This is a genomic window from Pseudoalteromonas sp. SR45-5, from assembly GCF_014163565.1.
Lineage (GTDB): Bacteria > Pseudomonadota > Gammaproteobacteria > Enterobacterales > Alteromonadaceae > Pseudoalteromonas > Pseudoalteromonas distincta.
Genome location: NZ_JACJDN010000012.1, coordinates 1 through 19,377 on the forward strand (window position 1 = coordinate 1; position 19,377 = coordinate 19,377).

General features: G+C 40.0%; 17 protein-coding genes. 12 read left to right on the top strand and 5 right to left on the bottom strand.

The annotated features are described in order from the left end of the window. Positions 1–680 (top strand): acetyltransferase (locus H5072_RS01190; RefSeq protein ID WP_182692428.1); only part of this gene is annotated, 680 nt, incomplete at its 5' end. Beyond that, positions 677–1,936, top strand: coding sequence for a mechanosensitive ion channel family protein (locus H5072_RS01195; RefSeq protein ID WP_002959539.1), 1,260 nt, complete (start codon positions 677–679; stop codon positions 1,934–1,936). The genes H5072_RS01190 and H5072_RS01195, both read left to right, overlap by 4 nt. On the opposite strand, the gene chrA is transcribed toward H5072_RS01195, so the two are convergent. After that, positions 1,893–3,047 (bottom strand): chromate efflux transporter, encoded by a 1,155-nt coding sequence (gene chrA, locus H5072_RS01200; RefSeq protein ID WP_182692437.1) that lies wholly within the window; start codon positions 3,045–3,047, stop codon positions 1,893–1,895. The two genes, H5072_RS01195 and chrA, sit on opposite strands and share 44 nt — an antisense overlap. A 190-nt stretch (positions 3,048–3,237) precedes the next feature. Between chrA and H5072_RS01205 the strand changes: the two genes are divergently transcribed. Continuing rightward, entirely contained in the window at positions 3,238–3,870 is a 633-nt protein-coding gene (locus H5072_RS01205; RefSeq protein ID WP_002959537.1) for an OmpA family protein, read from the top strand. Here H5072_RS01205 and H5072_RS01210 read toward each other — a convergent pair whose 3' ends face one another. Continuing rightward, a complete protein-coding gene (locus H5072_RS01210; RefSeq protein ID WP_182692429.1) occupies positions 3,871–5,649 on the bottom strand; it encodes an ABC transporter transmembrane domain-containing protein in 1,779 nt (592 codons plus the stop codon). Between the two features lie 91 nt (positions 5,650–5,740). On the opposite strand from H5072_RS01210, the gene H5072_RS01215 reads away from it, so the two are divergent. The 4 genes from H5072_RS01215 to H5072_RS01230 all read left to right on the top strand — a co-directional run bounded on the left by H5072_RS01215 (position 5,741) and on the right by H5072_RS01230 (position 7,591). After that, entirely contained in the window at positions 5,741–6,139 is a 399-nt protein-coding gene (locus H5072_RS01215) for a DUF3224 domain-containing protein (RefSeq protein ID WP_055017962.1), read from the top strand. Positions 6,140–6,156: 17 nt separating this feature from the next. Further along, positions 6,157–6,339: a hypothetical protein gene (locus H5072_RS01220; RefSeq protein ID WP_024604488.1), complete on the top strand. Its 183-nt coding sequence runs from the start codon at positions 6,157–6,159 to the stop codon at positions 6,337–6,339. Further along, positions 6,340–6,957, top strand: coding sequence for a LysE family translocator (locus H5072_RS01225; RefSeq protein ID WP_182692430.1), 618 nt, complete (start codon positions 6,340–6,342; stop codon positions 6,955–6,957). An 88-nt stretch (positions 6,958–7,045) separates the two neighbouring features. Then, positions 7,046–7,591 (top strand): PH domain-containing protein, encoded by a 546-nt coding sequence (locus tag H5072_RS01230; RefSeq protein ID WP_058547906.1) that lies wholly within the window; start codon positions 7,046–7,048, stop codon positions 7,589–7,591. Positions 7,592–7,707: 116 nt separating this feature from the next. Here H5072_RS01230 and H5072_RS01235 read toward each other — a convergent pair whose 3' ends face one another. Together H5072_RS01235 and H5072_RS01240 are read right to left on the bottom strand one after the other, a co-directional pair. Continuing rightward, positions 7,708–8,742, bottom strand: coding sequence for a hypothetical protein (locus tag H5072_RS01235; protein WP_182692431.1), 1,035 nt, complete (start codon positions 8,740–8,742; stop codon positions 7,708–7,710). A gap of 305 nt (positions 8,743–9,047) precedes the next feature. After that, positions 9,048–9,392 (bottom strand): rhodanese-like domain-containing protein, encoded by a 345-nt coding sequence (locus H5072_RS01240; RefSeq protein ID WP_058547904.1) that lies wholly within the window; start codon positions 9,390–9,392, stop codon positions 9,048–9,050. A 274-nt stretch (positions 9,393–9,666) separates the two neighbouring features. Here H5072_RS01240 and H5072_RS01245 point away from each other — a divergent pair, with 274 nt between their 5' ends. From H5072_RS01245 to H5072_RS01255, 3 genes are read left to right on the top strand one after another with little or no spacing between them, the layout of a single operon-like run. Beyond that, positions 9,667–9,969 carry a metalloregulator ArsR/SmtB family transcription factor gene (locus H5072_RS01245; RefSeq protein ID WP_138684034.1) on the top strand — a complete coding sequence of 101 codons (303 nt, stop codon included), beginning with the start codon at positions 9,667–9,669 and terminating at the stop codon, positions 9,967–9,969. A gap of 5 nt (positions 9,970–9,974) precedes the next feature. Continuing rightward, complete coding sequence (locus H5072_RS01250; protein ID WP_182692432.1) at positions 9,975–13,247, top strand: efflux RND transporter permease subunit; 3,273 nt, start codon at positions 9,975–9,977, stop codon at positions 13,245–13,247. After that, positions 13,237–14,298 carry an efflux RND transporter periplasmic adaptor subunit gene (locus H5072_RS01255; RefSeq protein ID WP_182692433.1) on the top strand — a complete coding sequence of 354 codons (1,062 nt, stop codon included), beginning with the start codon at positions 13,237–13,239 and terminating at the stop codon, positions 14,296–14,298. The genes H5072_RS01250 and H5072_RS01255 overlap by 11 nt, the downstream gene beginning before the upstream one ends. Here the strand turns inward: H5072_RS01255 and H5072_RS01260 are convergent. Beyond that, positions 14,291–14,968, bottom strand: coding sequence for a nitroreductase family protein (locus H5072_RS01260; protein WP_182692434.1), 678 nt, complete (start codon positions 14,966–14,968; stop codon positions 14,291–14,293). The genes H5072_RS01255 and H5072_RS01260 overlap by 8 nt on opposite strands. A gap of 187 nt (positions 14,969–15,155) precedes the next feature. Here H5072_RS01260 and H5072_RS01265 point away from each other — a divergent pair, with 187 nt between their 5' ends. Both H5072_RS01265 and H5072_RS01270 read left to right on the top strand, forming a co-directional pair. Further along, positions 15,156–16,037 (top strand): ABC transporter ATP-binding protein, encoded by an 882-nt coding sequence (locus tag H5072_RS01265; RefSeq protein WP_182692435.1) that lies wholly within the window; start codon positions 15,156–15,158, stop codon positions 16,035–16,037. A 9-nt stretch (positions 16,038–16,046) separates the two neighbouring features. Further along, positions 16,047–19,377: M1 family aminopeptidase (locus H5072_RS01270; protein WP_182692436.1), on the top strand; the 3,331-nt coding region annotated here is incomplete at its 3' end.

Consider the following 19,377-nt stretch of genomic DNA (forward strand, 5'->3'; position numbering starts at 1 on the left):
CAAAAAGTTGGTATTTACTTATATGTAATCACACGAGTTGGTTAGATATAACCGTGCTTAGCTCATTACATGCATTACCAGCCCCTAAGTTTTTTTTAAAAGATGAATTAAAATACGTGCCTTTTATTGGCACTGGTGCGTGGGCTATGGGTATGCCGTTTATGAAACGGGTAAGCAAAGCACAGCTTGCTAAAAACCCAAAATTGAAAGGGTTGGATGTAGAGCGCACAAAGCACAGCTGTCGCAATTTTCGTCACTATCCTACTACCATCGTTAATTTTGTTGAAGGCACACGCTTTACGCCAGCTAAGCATAATCTGCAGCAAAGTCCTTTTAAGCACTTATTAAAACCCAAAGCGGGTGGCATTGCTTTTGCGCTTGAAGTGCTAGCCAACCAATTTGATGCCATGCTAAATACAAGTTTAGTGTATAGCGGTAAAACAGATCACGTTTGTCGGAACTTACTCAAAGGCGAGCTAGATTCTATTTATGTTTCAATAGACGTAACGCCCATTAATGACAATATGCAGGGCAGCTATCAAACCGATGACGTATTTAAAGCTAATTTTCAACATTATGTGAATGAGCTATGGGTTGCAAAAGATCAGCAGCTTGCCGATATTTATGCTCAACAAGATTTACCTGAACCACAAATCAGTAAGGAAATTGAAACACTATGACCAACACCCACCTACAGGAGTTAATCGCTCCTTGGTTTGAAAAAGTACCCGATGCGGATTTTCTTAGTTCTATTACCGCAGTTTCAATAGGGATTTTTTCTTTATTAATTGTTTACTTATTTACTCGTAGGTTAATGTTACCAGGCATTCAAAAAGTGGTAACTAAGCTTTCGCCTCAACGTATTGGTTCGTTGTCGCCTATGCTTAATAAGCTTAATAGACGTATTGCAGGTATGCTTTGCTGCGTATTATTTTTGGCGACCTTTGACAGTGTTTATCCGGTTAATGAGCTGACCGCTGAAATTTTGAAAACGGTTGGCCAAGCCATACTAATTATTCATGTAGGTTTTATTTTTAGCAGTATTGTAAGTATTGCGGGTTCTATTTATAACCAATTGGAGTTTGCACGCGAAGTCCCTATTCAGGGCTTAATTCAGGTTGTTAAGCTAATCACCTTTATTGTGTGTGCTATTTTAATTGTAAGTATTTTCCTTGAGAAGTCACCCACTTATATTCTCTCTGGCTTTGGTGCTATTGCTGCTGTTACGTTATTAGTATTTAAAGACACTATTTTAGGCTTTGTAGCGAGTATTCAAATCGCAGCAAATCGCCTAGTAACCTATGGTGATTGGATTCAAGTAGAAAACTATGGCGCCGATGGCGAAGTAATTGATTTGGGTTTAAACACTGTAAAGGTACGTAACTGGGATAACACCATTACAACTATTCCAACTTATATGCTAGTTGCGGGTTCGTTTAAAAACTGGCGCGGTATGCAAGAGTCGGGCGGTAGACGTATTAAACGTTCACTTAATATAGATATGCACAGTATTTGTTTAGTAAGTGATGAATTTAGAAAGCAAATAGATGCGGCTATTCCGTTGCATGATTACATTCGAGTGACGACATTACCCGCTCAAGTTTCTAATTTAGGGCTGTTTCGTCGTTATGCTGAGGGCTATTTAAAGCAGCACAGTAAAATTAATACGTCGCTTACGTTAATGGTACGAGAGCTACAACCAATGAACCACGGGTTACCGATTGAGTTTTATTGCTTTAGTGAAGACAAACGCTGGATTTCGTACGAGCATCTACAAGCCGAAATAATGGACCATTTACTTGCAGTATTGCCAGTGTTTGGGCTTAGGGCATATCAAAGTGTTAGTGGGCAATTAAGCCCTCCTAACGAGCAACAAACAGATAAGCCAACATTTAGAGTGATGGCAAATAGTGCTGCAAAAGACCCACAGCAATAAATAAAGCTAAGAGCCACCAAATAGGTGGCTTTTTAAATCGCAGCCATGCAAATGTAATTATTACTAACGCAACCTGCCAAAGGTTATGCACAGCCGATGTCCAAATTGGTGAATACAATGCGGCCGCTAAAAAACCGACTACCGCTGCATTAAGCGCCGCTATTGAACTTGCAAAACGTGGCTTACTTGCCAAATTAATCCAACTCTTCTGAAACGCCAGTATAAGTAAAAAACCAGGCATAAATATAAGCAGTGTAGCTATAAGGGCACCCACTAAAGGTTGCTCAGTAGTAAGTTGTGCGCCTAAGTAAGTAGCAATAGTAAACATTGGCCCTGGCACTGCCTGTGCACTCGCGTAAGCACTTAAAAACTGATCATCACTCAATGCTGGTACGCCAGCTTGAAGTACCGGCAGTACTACGTGTCCGCCGCCAAACACCATTGCACCCGCTTGGTAAAAAGGGGTAAACAAAGCAAACTCATGTCCTAGTGGAATAAAGCTAACCCCAAGTAAGAGCGCAAATAACCCCAGTGCAATCCAATTAATATTACTGTTTTTACTGCTAACATCGTCTGCTACTGTGCCAAGTTTTAATAAAGGCCATATAGCACCTACTGTTGCAGCAGTGATTAAAATCGCTATTTGAGTTCCCATCATTGGAAATAACACCAAGGCAAGTGTACTCATTATCGCAAGTAACTTAAGCGCTGCACTTGTACAAAAGCTTTTAGCCATACTAAGTGTTGCATCAGCGACTATAACAACGGCAAATAACTTTAAGCCTGCAATAATTGCAAAGTAAACAGCGTCAAACTGATGGGCACTAACCGCAAGCAGCACCATTATTAAAAACGAAGGCAAGGTAAAGCCTACAAGAGCAGCTATACCACCCAGTACTCCTGCACGCTCAACACCAATAGCAAAACTAACTTGGCTAGAGCCTGGCCCTGGTAATGCTTGGCTTAAACTAATAAGTTGAGCGTAACGCGTGTTAGTTAGCCAATTTAACGAGTCTACAAAGTGGCGCTTAAAATAGCCTAAATGCGCAGCGGGGCCACCAAAACTCATGCACCCTAGTAAAAAAAATTGTCTAAAAATAGCAATTAACATTGCGCCAATATCCTTTGTAAAATTCATTAAATTGTCACAGCGTAGTATGACATTTTTATTAAAACGGCACATTAGTTTGAGGTCTGTTTAACAATCATGCAAGATGCGCTGCTTTTAACACTCTCTTCATAGTTTGTTCATACATGTATTTGCATACTCTTGCTAAATTCTTAATGAATAGGGTATCACCATGACTTTAACTAAATCACTTTTAAGCGTAACCGTAGTAGCTGTATTACTTTCTGGTTGTGAAATGAATAACACCGGCAAAGGTGCGGCTATTGGCGCAGCAGCGGGTGGCGTATTAGGTAAAGCAACAAGTAACCATAAAGATAAGCGTATTTTTATAGGCGCTGCTATCGGCGCACTAGCTGGCGCTGCAGTGGGTAACTACATGGATAAGCAAGAAGAAGCATTTCGTGATGAACTTGCAGGCTCTGGTGTTGAAGTTGTACGTGAAGGAGATAACTTGCGTTTAGTTATGCCATCTAATATTACGTTTGCGACCGACCAATCTTATATTTCGTCTGGCTTTAACGATACCTTAGATGCTATTGCTAAAGTGATGAACAAATACGAAAAAACGTACCTAAGTATTGAAGGCCACACAGATAGCACAGGTAAAGACAGCTACAACATGAACCTATCGCGTGAACGTGCTCAAAGCGTTAAAAACTACTTAGTGAACCAGCAGATTATGGCTGAGCGTGTAAGTACTATGGGTTATGGCGAAACACGTCCGATTGCGACTAACGATAGTGCAAATGGCCGTGCTCAAAACCGCCGTGTAGAAATTCAAATAGTACCAAACACTGAAGAATAATTAGTCTTTATTAAACTGTAATTCACACAGTTTTTGATACAACGGGTTACTTGCTACTAATTCTTGGTGGGTACCCGTTGCTATAATCTCTCCATTTTCCATTACCACAATCACATCGGCATGTTTAACCGTTGCTAGTCTATGGGCAATAATAAGCGTGGTGCGGTTTTGCATTAAATGCTCAAGCGCAGCTTGCACGTGGTGCTCACTTTGAGCATCGAGTGCACTGGTTGCTTCATCTAAAAGCAGTATTTCAGGATCTTTTAAAATAGCGCGTGCCAGTACAATACGCTGCTTTTGCCCACCCGATAACCGCACACCTTGCTCACCTAAAAAACTGTTATAACCTTGCGGTAATTGTTTAATAAATTCATCTGCATGAGCATGTTTGGCAGCGGCATATACTTGCTCGTCACTTGCTTTTGGGTTGCCGTAGAGAATGTTATGCATTACATCGGAGCTAAATAAGATAGGGTTTTGCGCGACCATACCCATTTTACCTCTGAGGGTATTAAGCGATAATTCTTTAATGTTTATATCTTTAAATTTAATGGCTCCGCTAGCCGGATCGTAAAAGCGCTGTAGTAATTCAAATAAGGTTGTTTTACCTGCGCCAGAGGGGCCAACAATAGCCACAGTTTGGCCTTGAAGTATATTTAAACTTATTTTATTAATTGCGCTTACGTCTGGGCGAGAAGGGTAGTTAAAGCTTATATTCTCAAGCGTAATAGCAGGGCTGTTACTATTTTTTAGTAAGTAATTATCTTGTGGATTTAGTGGGTTTTCTATCTCACTTTTAACAGCAAGTAACTCAAGTAATCTTGCAGCTGCGCCTGCTGCGCGTTGTAGTTCGCCATATACTTCAGCAACGGTTGCCACCGACATTGCTACCATAATAGCGTAAAACACAAAGGCTCCTAGCTCACCGCCAGTCATGGTACCTGCTAATACGTCGCTGCCGCCGACCCACAGCATTGCGCTAATAGCACTAAAAGTTAAAAATATTACCGCTGCAATTAAAAACGAGCGTTGTTTAATGCGGCTTTTAGCCACATTAAAGGCTTTTTCGGTTTCAAGTGCAAAAGCGTGTTGCTCTTGTTCTTCGTGGCTATAGCTTTGCACTACTTTAATATTTTGAATGATCTCGCCGGCATAGGTGCTTATATCGGCTATGGCATCTTGGCTGGAGCTTGCAAGTTTGCGCACCTTTTTACCAAATACCATCATAGGAACAAGTACCAACGGCACACAAGCAACAACCACTAAAGTAAGTTTTAAATTAGTAAACAACAGCATAGCAAGTCCACCAACCAGCATAAGTACACTGCGAAGCGCCATAGAAAATGATGAACCAATAATTGATTGCAGTAATGTTGTGTCGGTTGTTAAACGCGACATAAGCTCGCCACTGCGGTTTTCTTCAAAGTAGCTTGGGTGCAAAGTAACAATGCGATTAAACACGGCTTTGCGAATATCGTTACTGACTCGTTCGCCAATCCACGACATTAAATAAAAGCGGCTAAAGGTGCCTACAGCCAATAAGCTAATTAAACCAATAAGTACCAATACAGCTTGTTGAAGTTGCGCTTGAGAGCCAGCAATAAAGCCATGATCTATGACAAATTTAACCCCTTGCCCTAATGATAAGTTAACACCAGCGGTGACTAAAAGGGCGCCAAGTGCCGCCACTACCATCCATTTATACGGTTTAATAAACGCAAAAATAGGTAATAAACTACTAAAAGCGGCTTTTTCGGGCTTAGGGCTTGTTTTTGACATAGTGGATTCTTTTTAAAGGTTAAGGTATAGATATGGCACTAAGATAATAAAAATCAATACTTTTAAACATTAGCATCAATAAGGAAACGTTATGACTACTGCAACCGTAAGTGGAGAATTTAATGTAAATCTAGCCCCAATTGAAGGCTACGCAAGCGGCCAAAACGGCGTTAATTTAGGGCGTATGTCGATAGATAAAACATTTAAAGGTAGCTTAAATGCCACCAGCCAAGGCGAAATGCTAAGCGCCATGACTCCTACACAAGGCAGTGCCGGTTATGTTGCCATAGAGCAAGTAATAGGCGAGCTTGAAGGTAAAAAAGGCAGTTTTGTACTGCAGCATTTTGGCACTATGGATAAAGGCCAAGACAGCCTAATTTTAAATGTAATTCCCGACTCAGGTACTCATGAGCTAGAAGGGTTAACGGGCAGTATGAAAATACGTATTGAGCAAGGGATTCACCACTACGATTTTGAATACACGTTATAAGATACTCAAGGATTAAAATGCAAAAAGTAATCGAATTTAGAAAGACCCGTTTTTTGGGTGGGGTAGATATAGTCGCACTGAATGACCGCATACAGGAATTAAACCAAGATGGCTGGAAAGTAATAAACGCAGTGCCCTTGGCAGGTTTTTATGGGCAAGTGCACGGTTATACATTACTTATTGAAACTGACGAGCTTTAAATGACATTTACAGTATGGTTAAGCCTAGCGGCTATTTGCATGATTGGCGCAATGTCGCCAGGACCAAGTTTAGCGGTGGTTTTAAAGCACTCACTTAACGGCAGTATGAAAAACGGTATGCTTGCCGCGCTCAGTCATGGTACTGGCGTTGGCTTGTATGCTGGTGCATCGTTATTAGGGTTAGGCGCTTTAATGATGCAGTTTCCAACTGTTTATCAAATACTCGTTTACTTAGGTGCGGCCTATTTGGCGTATTTAGGTATAAAAATATTGCTAGCAAAACCCAGCAATAACGAACTTGAAGTACAAAAAAGTGAGGTAAGTGCAGCTAAAGCATTACAAGATGGTTTTGCCATTGCTTTTTTAAACCCCAAGCTCGCTATTTTCTTTTTAGCCTTGTTCTCACAGTTTATTGACCCTCAGCTACTTACTTTAAGTGTGGGCATAATTATGTGTTTAACCGTGTTTGTAATTGATACCGGTTGGTACTTGCTGGTGGCGTTACTGACTGAGGTTTCAAAAAACCGCTTTGGATTTACCAAGCAAAACCCGTGGCTTGATAAAATACTGGGAATTATATTTATCATACTAGCCATAAAGGTAGTGTTTAGTGTGTAATAATTTATTGGTTTTATAAATCAATAAGTTAAAGTGTAACTTAGCTTTTTGAATCTATAAAGCGTTTAGGTGTATTAAGGATAAACCAATGAGCAACCCTATTTTAAAAAGTGCCAGTTTTGATCCCAAAGTGAAACAATACTGGATGACTACGGCATGCCTTTTTAGCGCCTTAGCCTTGGTGACTATTCCGCTCATACCTGTGGTGTTAATTATTGTTTGGCTGGTGGCAGGTAAAATTTTAGCGGCTATGTCGGCGCAATTACTCACGCAAAAACTGGTTGTTAAACGCGGTATTTTGTTTAAAGAAGAAAAATCGATACCACTTGAAAAAATAACCGATGTTGGGCTGAGCCAAGGGCCTCTTATGCGTTTATTTGGCTTATACCGCTTAAGCTTTGAAACCGCCGGGCAATCTGGTCATGGTGCATTGGTGTCATTACTTGGTGTTGTAAACGCCAGTGAGTTTAGAGAAGCCATACTTGAGCAAAAAGATAACTTAGCTGCGCAAGCACCGGCAAAGTTTTCAAATGCAGAAAGCCCGAAAAATCAATTAGAGCTAATACGCGCACTTACTTATAGCGTAAAAAATATCGAGCAAATGTTAAGCACGTTATTAGATGAGAAAAAGTAAGAGATTTAATAGCTTTAGTAAAGAAATAGAAGAAAAAAGGGGCGTGTTTAATTATTAAAGCTTGAATGACAGGTAGTTATTGCTACCCGTCATTTAGCGAAATGATTATAGAAGATTTAACAAGATACCTTAATTGTAAGTATTTTTACTTCATTGATATAATAATGTTTTTCGCAAACTTGATTATCCCAGCCGTCACCACCTCCAGAGCTAGGTGGAGAGGTGTTTGATGGTAGTGTTTGATCTAAAGCATCTTGAAGGCATTGGTCCACAGTATTAATCGATGTTGTTTTAAGCTGGTTTAAGGTAATCCCATCTAAATAAGTTAAATAGGGGTTCACTGATACGCTAAGTGCACCAAATTCTTTAATCCACTTTACTGAGAAAACGACGTCGTACTGACTTGTACCACTCAGGGGAGCTTCTTGGTTTTGAGTAAAACGTACGCGTGTATTGAAGTTCTTACTTACTTTTTCCCAAGTGCCTTGGTACAAAATTCCGCCTACACCAATTGAAAAACCTTCACTACTAAATTCCTTAGCAAGAAAAAAGCGTTCTGGGTATTTAAAATCAGTTTTAGCTTTATTGTTTAGCCTATTCTGTAATTGGGATGCGGTTCGTCCTTCAAGTACTGCTTTTACTGCATCGGTTATATGTGAAGGGCAGCTGTCTGCCGTATTTGGACTAGTCATATTAAGTGTAGTATATTGACTCACTTTGAGCGGTGTTGCACTTATCTCTGTCTGCATTTCTTTTAAAAATGTAGAGAAATTTTTAAAAGTTGTTTTTAACCTTAATATTGCGGTTTTATCATTGGTGTTCAAAGATGTCGATTCAGCATATTTATTAAGATAAAGCTTACTTGAGCCTTGATTATGATGCCTAACCATAAATGCAAAATGCTCTTTACCAAGTAAATCTGCAACTATAACCTTTTTAGGCGTTGTGTAGCATACCTGATTATCAATTGTGATTATTTCGTTTGGGTCTGATGAGTAGCATTGAGTTAATGGGGGGTTATCTTTTGCTAACTGATAGGCTTCATCGTAATTACAGCCCTCGCACATAAATAAAGTAACGTTGTTATCATTTGCTTCTGCAATATTTGCAAACGTAAGCAACAAGGCTACAAATGTGATTAAAAATTTCATTTATTTCTCTTTCCTTAGATGTTAATTTCGTACCTTTTTCGGTTAAACCTTGGCAGCTCAAATACTAATAGTCAATCTTGTTAATAAGTACTTTTTACATCAAGAGCAATAAAGGTTGTACTGTTTAGATTCAGTTAATGTGGTATTTGAAAAGTAGCGCAGCTTTTCGACATTTTTTGAAGCGGCCTAAAAATATTATATATAGGGGGATGAAAAGAGTAATGGCGATTGTTAGATGCTTTAAAGTAAATCGCTGTGTAAACAAAGTTGCGGCGATCATGACTGACCGCCTAGCTAATTTTAACTTAAAAGACCTCATGCACTTTTTCTACATTACAAGTAATAACCGTTACGTTTTCGTAGCCAACGCGAGTTAGTGCTTCTGCGCTTAATGTGGCGCGCGCACCGCTGGCACAATGCAAGTAAATAGGGCGGGCTGCGTCTTTTTCTATTTCCATTAGCTTCATTTCAAGTAATCCGCGAGGAATATTAATTGCCCCAACCGCAGCTACATTGGCATGCTCAGCAGGTTCGCGCACATCAATAAGCAGGCCTTTATTTTGCTCAAGCTCTTGCTTTGCTTGAGCTGCATCAATGCGGCGCTGGTTAGGCGTGATAACTTTTAATAAATCAGGGATTGAGGTAAGCATGTGTTCGTTCCTTAACGCCAAATTGCGTAGTAGTTTGATCATTGAGCGCCTATAGCTAGAGGCTGATTACATATACTTTAGTGTAGTAAAAATAGTTAGGCATGTTTCGTTCGTCACTAAAGGTATAAGTATTCAGATAGCCAAAATTAACTGTAGCCGCTCGTGTTGACTTTTAATTACTATATTGTTTTTTATTACATTAGTAAATTCTAATATTAGACATTTCTAATATATATATTTATACTTTATTCACTTCTTATAATAAGAGCATGTTATGAACATCGACTTCACGGCAATGGCTGGCAATGTAGCGCAAGCCGAACAGCTATTAAAAATTTTGGCTAATAAAAATCGCTTAATGATTTTATGTTCATTGCAAGATACAGAAATGAGCGTATCGCAACTAAACGAGGCTGTACCTTTGGCACAATCGGCACTTTCTCAACATTTAGCTGCACTTAGGAAAGCTAAAATAGTGGCTACTCGCCGCGAAAGCCAAACCATTTATTACCGGATTATTGACGATAATGCGGTGCAATTACTCGGCATGTTATATGGCTTGTTTTGTAAGGATTAATACTTGTGAGCATAATTGATAACGCAGTAAAAAGTAGTTTGAGTGGCCGTTTGCCGATCATTATTTTTGTGTTATCGGTTGTACTCGGGTTATTTGCACTTAAGCAAACAGCCCGTGAAGAAGAGCCACAAATTGTGGTGCCCATGCTCGATATTTACTTATCTACCCCAAATGTAGAAGCCCCCGAAGTGGCACGCTTAGCTACCGAGCCGCTTGAAAAGTTATTAGCACAATTGCGGGGCGTTAAACATGTTTACTCTACCACTCAAACTAATGGTGCAGTAGTAACACTTCGTTTTAAAGTGGGCCATAGCCGAGAGCAAGCCATACTCGATACATACGCAAAGCTTTATAGCTATGAACATACAATGGCCCCTATTATAAGTAGTTGGCAAGTGCGCCCGGTGGAAGTGAATGATGTGCCTATTATTATGCTTGGGCTGTACAGTAAAGATCCAAAACTTTATAGCGACTATGAACTCACACGTTTTGCTAATGAGATAGCAAATAACCTCCAGCGTATACCTAGCACTAGTGAGGTTAAAGTAATAGCTGGGCGCGAACGGGCTTTAATTATAAACCTAAACGCAGCTGCATTAGCGGCGCACCAAACTACATTAAGCGACGTCTACTTTGCATTGCAAGCCTCTAATCAGTTGGCGCAAGTAGGTAGTGTTATTGATGGGCAACAACAAATAATGCTGCAAGCGGGTGATGTACTTAGAAATAAAACAGCCATTGAACAGCTTATCGTTAATGTTGTTAATGGTAAAAGTGTATACATAAGTGATATAGCAAACGTAATTGATGGCCCCACTGAGCCTACTAATTATCAATGGTTAGCCCAATCAAATAAACATCAAAGTTTACCTATGGTAACAATGAGTGTGGCCAAACAAGAGGGTGCTAACGCTGTTACAGTTGCTGATAATGTACATAGCGCAATGGCGCAACTTAAAAGTACTTTATTACCAAATGAAATTGATTACACGGTATTAAGAGATTACGGAAAAACAGCTAACGAAAAGGTAAATAACTTAACCTCTAGCTTAGTATTTGCGGTATTTACAGTTGTATTATTTGTAGGTGTATTTTTAGGCTGGCGTGCGGCTATTGTAGTGGGCCTTGCGGTACCTATTTGTTATGGGATTACGCTTTCGCTTGATTATGTATTTGGCTATAGCATTAACCGCGTGACCTTATTTGCACTTATTTTATCACTTGGTTTGCTAGTTGATGACCCTATTACTGGCATCGATAATATGAGCCGCTTTATAAATAAAAAAGGTGATAAAAAAAGCAATATTGTGGCGGCAATCAGCGAAATTCGTACACCGTTATTAATGTCTACGCTGACTATTATTTTTGCTTTTATACCTTTAGCTTTTATAAGTGGAATGATGGGGCCGTACATGGCACCGATGGCGTTTAATGTACCAATAAGTGTAATGGTGTCTACTTTGGTGGCATTTTTAGTCACCCCTTGGCTTGCAATTAAACTCTTAAAGCCAAACAGCGGCAAGCCTTTAACAGCAGATAAAGTAAGTATTTATAAACGTGTACTCACGCCCTTATTACATACTAAAACCCGTGCTAAGTGGGTACTCTGGATCACGCTATTGCTCTTTATTATTAGTGCATTATTACCTGTATTACGCTTAGTCCCACTTAAGCTTTTACCCTTTGACAACAAAAATGAAGTTCAAGTATTAATAGACATGCCAGAGGGTACAAGTTTAGAGCAAACAGCTGCATTTACTCAACAAGTGCAAGCACTTACATGGCAGCTGAATGAGGTTGACGAAATAGCTGCCTACATAGGTAAGCCTTCAAGTATGGACTTTAACGCAATGGTTCGAGGCTATTACCGAAGAGACGCTAGCAACTTAGCAGAGCTTAGAGTATTACTACTTGATAAAGCTGATCGCGAGCAGCAGTCGCATGGTGTAGTTATGCGACTACGTAAACAACTAAGCCCTATAGCCGCTTATGGTATAAACATAAAAGTGGTTGAAGTTCCTCCTGGCCCGCCAGTATTAAGCACTCTAGTTGCCGAGGTTTATAAAGACCCATTTATTGATGCAAATACGCACACTTTAGCCGCACAGCAAGTAGCTAAACGACTTCAGCAAGAGCCACATGTTGTTGAAGTAGATACCTCAATAGCTCAAAGCGCACCTCTAAAACGATTTATTACAGATAAAAGTAAAGCTGCGTTATCGGCAATATCAACCCAAGACATTGTACAAAGCTTACAAATTGCATCGCAGGGTATGGAAGTAGGTGTTATGTATGTAAGCGGCGAAACCAAGCCAGTTGCTATTAACTTACAGCTTCCATACCAGCAAAAAAATCAGTTTTCACAATTATTAGCTCTACAAATTAGAGGTGATAGGGATGTAGTTAAAAGCAGTAGTGAGTTTGGCTTAACAAGTGCGGCGCGGCCTTTAGTATCACTCTCGGAAGTGGGTGAGTTTAGCAATTTAGAGGTTGCTAAGCCTATTGTTAGAAAAGATCAACGAGATGTGATTTACGTTTTTGCAGAGTTAAATGGTCGTACTCCTGCCGCTGTTATTGCCGATGTAAATTCAGACTTTAATGCAAACCAAGAATCATTTTTGCAAAACGATTGGCCTAATAGGCACTTTTTAAATAACGGAGGGACCGCTGCTTGGCAATTACCACAGGGTACAAATGTTACCTTTAGTGGCGAAGGTGAGTGGCGTATAACCATTGATGTATTTAGAGATATGGGCATTGCATTTGCGTTCGCACTGAGCGCAATTTTTATTATTTTGCGCGTACAAACGAAATCGGTGAGTTTATCGTTAATTATAATGTCGGCTATTCCACTAACGGTAATTGGTATTATGCCAGGGTTTTGGTTATTAAATCAGTTTGGTGAGCGCACTATTGCACAAGCCCCAGAGCCGGTTTTATTTACCGCCACTGCGATGATAGGCATGATAGCGCTGGCTGGTATTGTGGTTCGTAATTCACTTATTTTAGTCGAGTTTATAAACCAAGCACGCGTACAGGGTATGGTAATTAAAGAGGCGCTTATAGCGGCTGGCACACACCGAATGCGCCCAGTCCTTTTAACTGCAGGCACAACTTTATTAGGTAATTTAGTGATTACCCTCGATCCAGTTTTTAGTGGGCTAGCAATAGCTATTATTTTTGGCATTGTGGCATCTACATTATTTTCGTTATTTGTAGTTCCCCTTGTTTACTATTTAGTGTTTGCAAATACAGAGGAAAATACTCATGCAGGGTAAATCAAAAATTTTAGGTTTAGTGTTTGCCTTATTTGTGATCATTATTGCAGTGTTATATATGGCAGGAAGCTTTACACAAAAGCAAACAGCGGGTTTAAAAAATATTGAAGCGCAAAGCTATAGTGGTAAACAAATAACAGTAGCACTTGAACCTATACAGCTAGTAGAGCGTGTACCTGGTAGTGTAATTGCAAAGCAAAATACGCAAATTTCCTCACGGGTTATGGCGCAAATAGAAAAGTTTAACGTACGCGCCGGCAACAGAGTATCAAAGGGGGATGTGCTTATTACGCTGCAACAAGATGACTTTAAAGCACAGGTTACACAAAGTAAGGCGCAAATCAGTGCAATTCAAGCCTCTCTCACTCAGGCAAAGAACCAGCTTGCGCGCGTAAAAGAATTGAGTGATAAAAAGTTGGTTTCGGTAAGTGAGCTCGATGATGCACAAGCCAAATTTGATACCTTAACAGCTAATTTAGCTGTAGCTGAGCAGCAGCAAGAGCAAGCTAAAATAGCACTAAACTTTACGTCAATTACTGCGCCTATTGCTGGTGTAGTGGTAGAGCGATTAGCAGAGCCCGGTGATACTGTAACCCCAGGTACTGCACTTATGGCACTTTATAACCCACTTCAGTTACAAGTAGAATTTAACATACGAGAGCGACAAGCTGTAAAGCTTAAAACTGGGGATGAGTTATCCGTTTTTTTCCCTTCTTTAAATATTCAAAGCCAAGCGATAGTAAGTGAAATAATTCCCGTGGCCGATAAAGCTGCACGAAGCTTATTGGTTAGGCTCGATTTTGATTCACAGTTAGGTTTGGTCCCTGGTTTATATGCGCAGCTAGTTTTACCATTGAATAAGCACCAAGGTATATTAGTGCCTGAAGAGGCAGTGCATAATTTTGGTGAGTTAAATATGGTGTACGTTATAGAAAACCAAAATATTCAAAGGCGCTTTATACGTTTAGGAGACATTATAGACGGGCGGCAGCATATTATCGCAGGACTCAACCCCGGCGATAAGCTTGCTATTGAATACGACCCTAAATAAAGGTCGCAATTTCATCAAGCGATTTTTTATCAAGTGCATGGGCAGGTACTGTTGCATCATCGCTTGGGTAGCCTGCAATAAGTAGCATGTAAGGGCGTTCGTTGTCTTTATCGCGACCACATATGACGGTTAAAAAACTCATTGGCTTTGGAGTATGAGTAAGGGTTGCCAAACCACTGCGGTGCAAAGCTTGAATTAAAAAGCCGGTAGCTAAGCCAACAGACTCATGCACATAATAATTCGTATTTTTATCATCGGTGCTTACGCCGCCCTTTTTTTGACTAAATACAGCTATAAGCCAAGGTGCATACTCTAAATAAGGTTTATTGGCGTCGGTACCTAACGGTTTTAGCGCATCTAACCATTCTTCACCTGCTCTGCCTTCGTAAAAAGAACGCTCTAATTTTTCTGCGGCTTCTCTTATTTGTTTTTTTACATCGCTACTGTTTATAGCCACAAAATGCCAAGGCTGATGATTCGCTCCACTTGGTGCTGTGCCAGCTGCTTTTATACATGCTTCAATAATATTTTTTGGTACTGGGCGATCGCTAAAGCTGCGAATGCTATGGCGGCGTTGGCTGGTTTGTAAAAACTCGTTAGCACGATTTAGCATTTCTTCATGTGGATATTCTATAAAGTCATTTAACGGCTGGCTTTGGTGATCTTGCATGGCTTTTCGTTTCTTATAAAAAGTATATGTGGTTTTTATACCGAGTGAATACAGTGCAGGCAAGTGTTATGAGTTTAAATTATGTTTATTTGTTGTTACAAATTTAACCAGCAAGTAACTTATGTTCCTATTTTCCTTGTGGTATAAAACATTATAAAAATAATTACTCATATTCAAGGAAGTAAAAATGCTATCAATAACAGGGTTATCTAAAACCTACGATAATGGCGTACATGCACTACAAGGTGTTGATTTATCTATCGGCAAAGGGATGTTTGGATTACTTGGGCCAAATGGCGCAGGTAAATCATCGCTAATGCGTACCATTGCAACACTGCAGTCGGCTGATTCGGGTTCAATCACTTTTGATGGTATTGATGTTTTTAAAGACCCACAGGCTCTGCGCCAACGTTTGGGTTATCTACCGCAAGATTTTGGTGTGTACCCGCGTGTTAGTGCTTACGACTTACTGGACCATATGGCTGTTTTAAAGGGAATTCATAATAAAGCAGAGCGTAAAGAGTCGGTTGAAGGATTACTTGCACATACTAATTTATATCAACATCGCTCAAAAGCGGTAAGTGGCTTTTCGGGCGGTATGCGCCAGCGTTTTGGTATTGCACAAGCCTTACTAGGCGACCCCGACTTACTTATCGTTGATGAACCTACCGCAGGGCTAGATCCTGAAGAGCGAAATCGCTTTCATAACTTGTTAGTAAGCTTAGGCGAGCAAAAAGTCGTTATATTATCGACCCACATTGTTGAAGATGTAGCAGAGCTTTGCCCAAACATGGCGGTGCTGGCAGGCGGTAAAATACTATTAGAGGGCAATCCAATTGCCCTTACCGATAAACTCCAAGGCCAAATTTGGCGCAAAGCCATGCGCCAAGAAGAAGCGCTAGAGCTTGAACCGCAGCTGCCTGTTATTTCAAAACGCTTATTTGCTGGGCAAACCATATTACATGTATTAGCCAATGAAGCCCCTGAAGGTTTTGAGCTCAGCAGTGCAAACCTAGAAGATGTGTATTTTTCTACGTTGCTTAATCATCGTAACAGCCAAGTAGCATAAGGGGGCGCTATGTTTTTTAATATGCTAGCGTTTGAGCTGCGCTATTTTATGCGTCAGCCTTCGTTTTATGTGACCTCATTAATATTCTTTTTTATGGCGTTTTTTATAAGCTCCAGTAGTAAGTTTCCGTTAGGTGGGGCTAATGTTCATATGAACTCGCCTTATACCATTATGGTTTTAACGGTTACCTTTTGTACGCTTGCTATGTTTTTAGTGGTTAACTTTGTTGCAAGCTCAGCGATTCGCAACAGCGAGACCAAAATGGATGAGCTGGTGTTTAGTAAGCCCGTTAACCCGCTTGCTTATCAATCAGGGCGTTTTTTTGGTTCTTACTTAGTTGTACTTATTGTGTTTTTAAGCGTGCCACTAGGCGTATTTTTGGGATCTCAATTTGGCTTGTTGGTTGGCTGGCTCGATAGCGAGCTAGTAGGCCCCAATAAGTTTATATATTACGCAGCGCCTTTTTTATATTTAGCAGTGCCAAGCTTATTGGTCCTCAGTGCTATTTTTAATAGTGTGGCGGTCTATTTTAAAACCATGATGGCGGTATATGTAACGGCCGTGGTGGTTTATATAACCTACCAATTGGCGAGTATCTATTTTGACGATTTAGCGTTTAGAAATATTGTTGTTTACGCAGACCCATTTGGCACAGGGTCGTTAATTGACTTAACCCGTTACTGGACTGTAAGTGATAAAAATACTGAAGTGTTAACGCTTTCGGGCGATTTTTTAATTAACCGTATTTTATGGGTAGCAATAAGTTTAGCGATGTTTTTTGGCCTCGGAAAGTTAGGTAATCGCGTAGTTACTAAAAAACAGAAAAAGCAATTTGCTGTCTCAACGTTTGTAAAAAACAAACAAGCAGCACTTATTAGCAGCGCTAAAAATTACAAGTCAAAAGGGGTAAATACGAAATCGCAATTAGTAATGCGCAGCTTATTTGAACTTAAGCAAGTTATATTAAGTGCCCCTTTTATGATTTTAGCGGGTGTCAGTATTACTATGTTACTCGCACCACTTTTTGCACCTATTGGCGCATATGGCACAACGGATTGGCCGCTCACACAAAACATGGTGGGCATTATTCAAAACTCCTCCGCTTTGTTTATGTTTATCATTATTGCTTATTACAGCGCAGAGCTGGTTTGGCGAGAACGCCAAAGTGGTATGGGTGATATTGTTGACAGTTTCCCGGTGCATAACACTGTGTTTTGGGTATCTAAAATTATTGCGTTAATCACTGCAGTTTGTGGCCTTTATTTAGTAGGCATGATGTTTACCATTGCAGTGCAGCTATTTAAGGGGCAATTTAACCTAGAGCTTAGTCAGTACTTATTTAGGTTGGGTTACCTTACATTACTGCCTTTAATTATGATGGCTATATTGGCGTTCTTTTTACAAATAATTAGCCCTAATAAATACATAGGTATGGGTTTATTTATTCTGTATTACATTGCTCAAATGGTAATGGGTGCTTACGGGTTTGAGCATCATATGTATCATTTTTCTCAAAGCAGTAGCGTACCGTATTCTGATATAAATGGTTATGGACATTTTTTACAAGGCGCGCATTGGTATACCCTATATTGGGGGGCATTGAGTGTGTTTTTAGCTATTGTAGGGTTTGCTTTATGGCATCGCGGCCCGTCGCAATCATTGCGTACTCGTTTATCTTTAGTGCGTTACAACATGTCTTTAAAAGGCCAGATTGCAGCCGTTATAAGTTTATTGGTATTTGTGGGCGCGGGTTATAACATTTATTACAACACCCGTGTAATCAACGAGTTTGTAACAAGTGATGATAACGAAGCGCTACAAGTAAGGTATGAGCAAGAGTTTTCACAATACAAAGACTTGCCACTGCCTATAATAACTGATGTTGACTTACACATTGATATTTATCCTAAAAAGCGTGCTTTAAATGCCGTGGCTAAAATTAAGTTTACCAATACCGCAAACGAGCCAATAACCCGTGTGTTAATCAACGAGCCTAGCCAATCTAAAAGCTGGGATGTAAAAATGGCGGGCGGAAAAATAGTAGAGCGTTTAACCGATTTTGGCATGGTATGGTTTGAGTTTGAACAACCGCTAATGCCCAATGAAGTACGAGAAGGCGAGCTCTCAGTTTCTCGTGAACACGACGGTTTTGTTGATAGAAGATCTGATACTCAACTCGTGCACAACGGTACATTTGTAAATAATGGAGAATTATTACCAAATTTTGGTTATCAAAAGTATTTTCAAATTGCCGATAAGTATGAGCGCCGCAAGCACGATTTACCTGAACTTGAGCGCGCACATAAACTAGAAGACAGCCGCTATTATACGCAAAATGAGTTTGGGCCTGCTAATGGATTTATAAACTACAAGGCAACCGTAACCACCGATGAGTCACAATTTGCGATTACTCCAGGTTACTTAAAAAATGAGAGTGTAAAAGATGGACGCCGCACCTTTGTTTATGAAATGGATGCTCCAATTATAAACTTTTACTCTGTGCTTTCGGCAGAGCTTGAAAGTAAAAAGGTTGAGCATAATGGGGTAAATATTGAGGTGTACTACCACAAAGATCATGCATGGAATGTTGACCGCATGATTGAGTCAGTTCAAGACTCAATAGATTACTACACGCAAGCCTTTGGCCCGTATCAGCATAGACAGCTTCGTATTATTGAGTTTCCTAAGTATCGCTCGTTTGCGCAAAGTTTTGCCAATACGGTACCTTACTCAGAAAGTATTGGCTTTATTACAGACTTAAGAGATGAGAGTAAAGTTGACCTACCTTACTATGTAACCGCACATGAAGTTGCACACCAATGGTGGGGGCATCAAGTATCTGGGGCTAATGTAGAAGGCAGCGCCGTTATTTCTGAATCGCTCTCCCAATACAGTGCGCTTATGGTGCTAAAAAAACGCTTTGGCGCCGAGAAGCTTCGTAAATTCTTAAAGTACGAGTTAGATAAATACTTAATGGGCCGTACTGGCGAAGCCTTTGAAGAAATGCCACTATATAAAACGCAGGCTCAACAATACCTTCATTACAATAAAGGCTCAGTTGCGATGATGGCGATTTATGATCGTTTAGGTGAAGTACGCTTAAATGCAGCACTTAAAGCGTTTTTGAATGAGTTTAAATATCAATCAACGCCATATCCAACCACACTTGATTTACTTAGTTATTTAAAGCGAGATGCAACACAAGCTGAACAACGTTTTATTGATGATCAGTTTAAATATATAACGCTTTATGAGCTTGAAATGAAAGAAGTGTCGGTTACTGATGATGTTGATGGCGAAGGTTTTTATACAGTAACACTGAGCGTTGAAGCAACTAAGC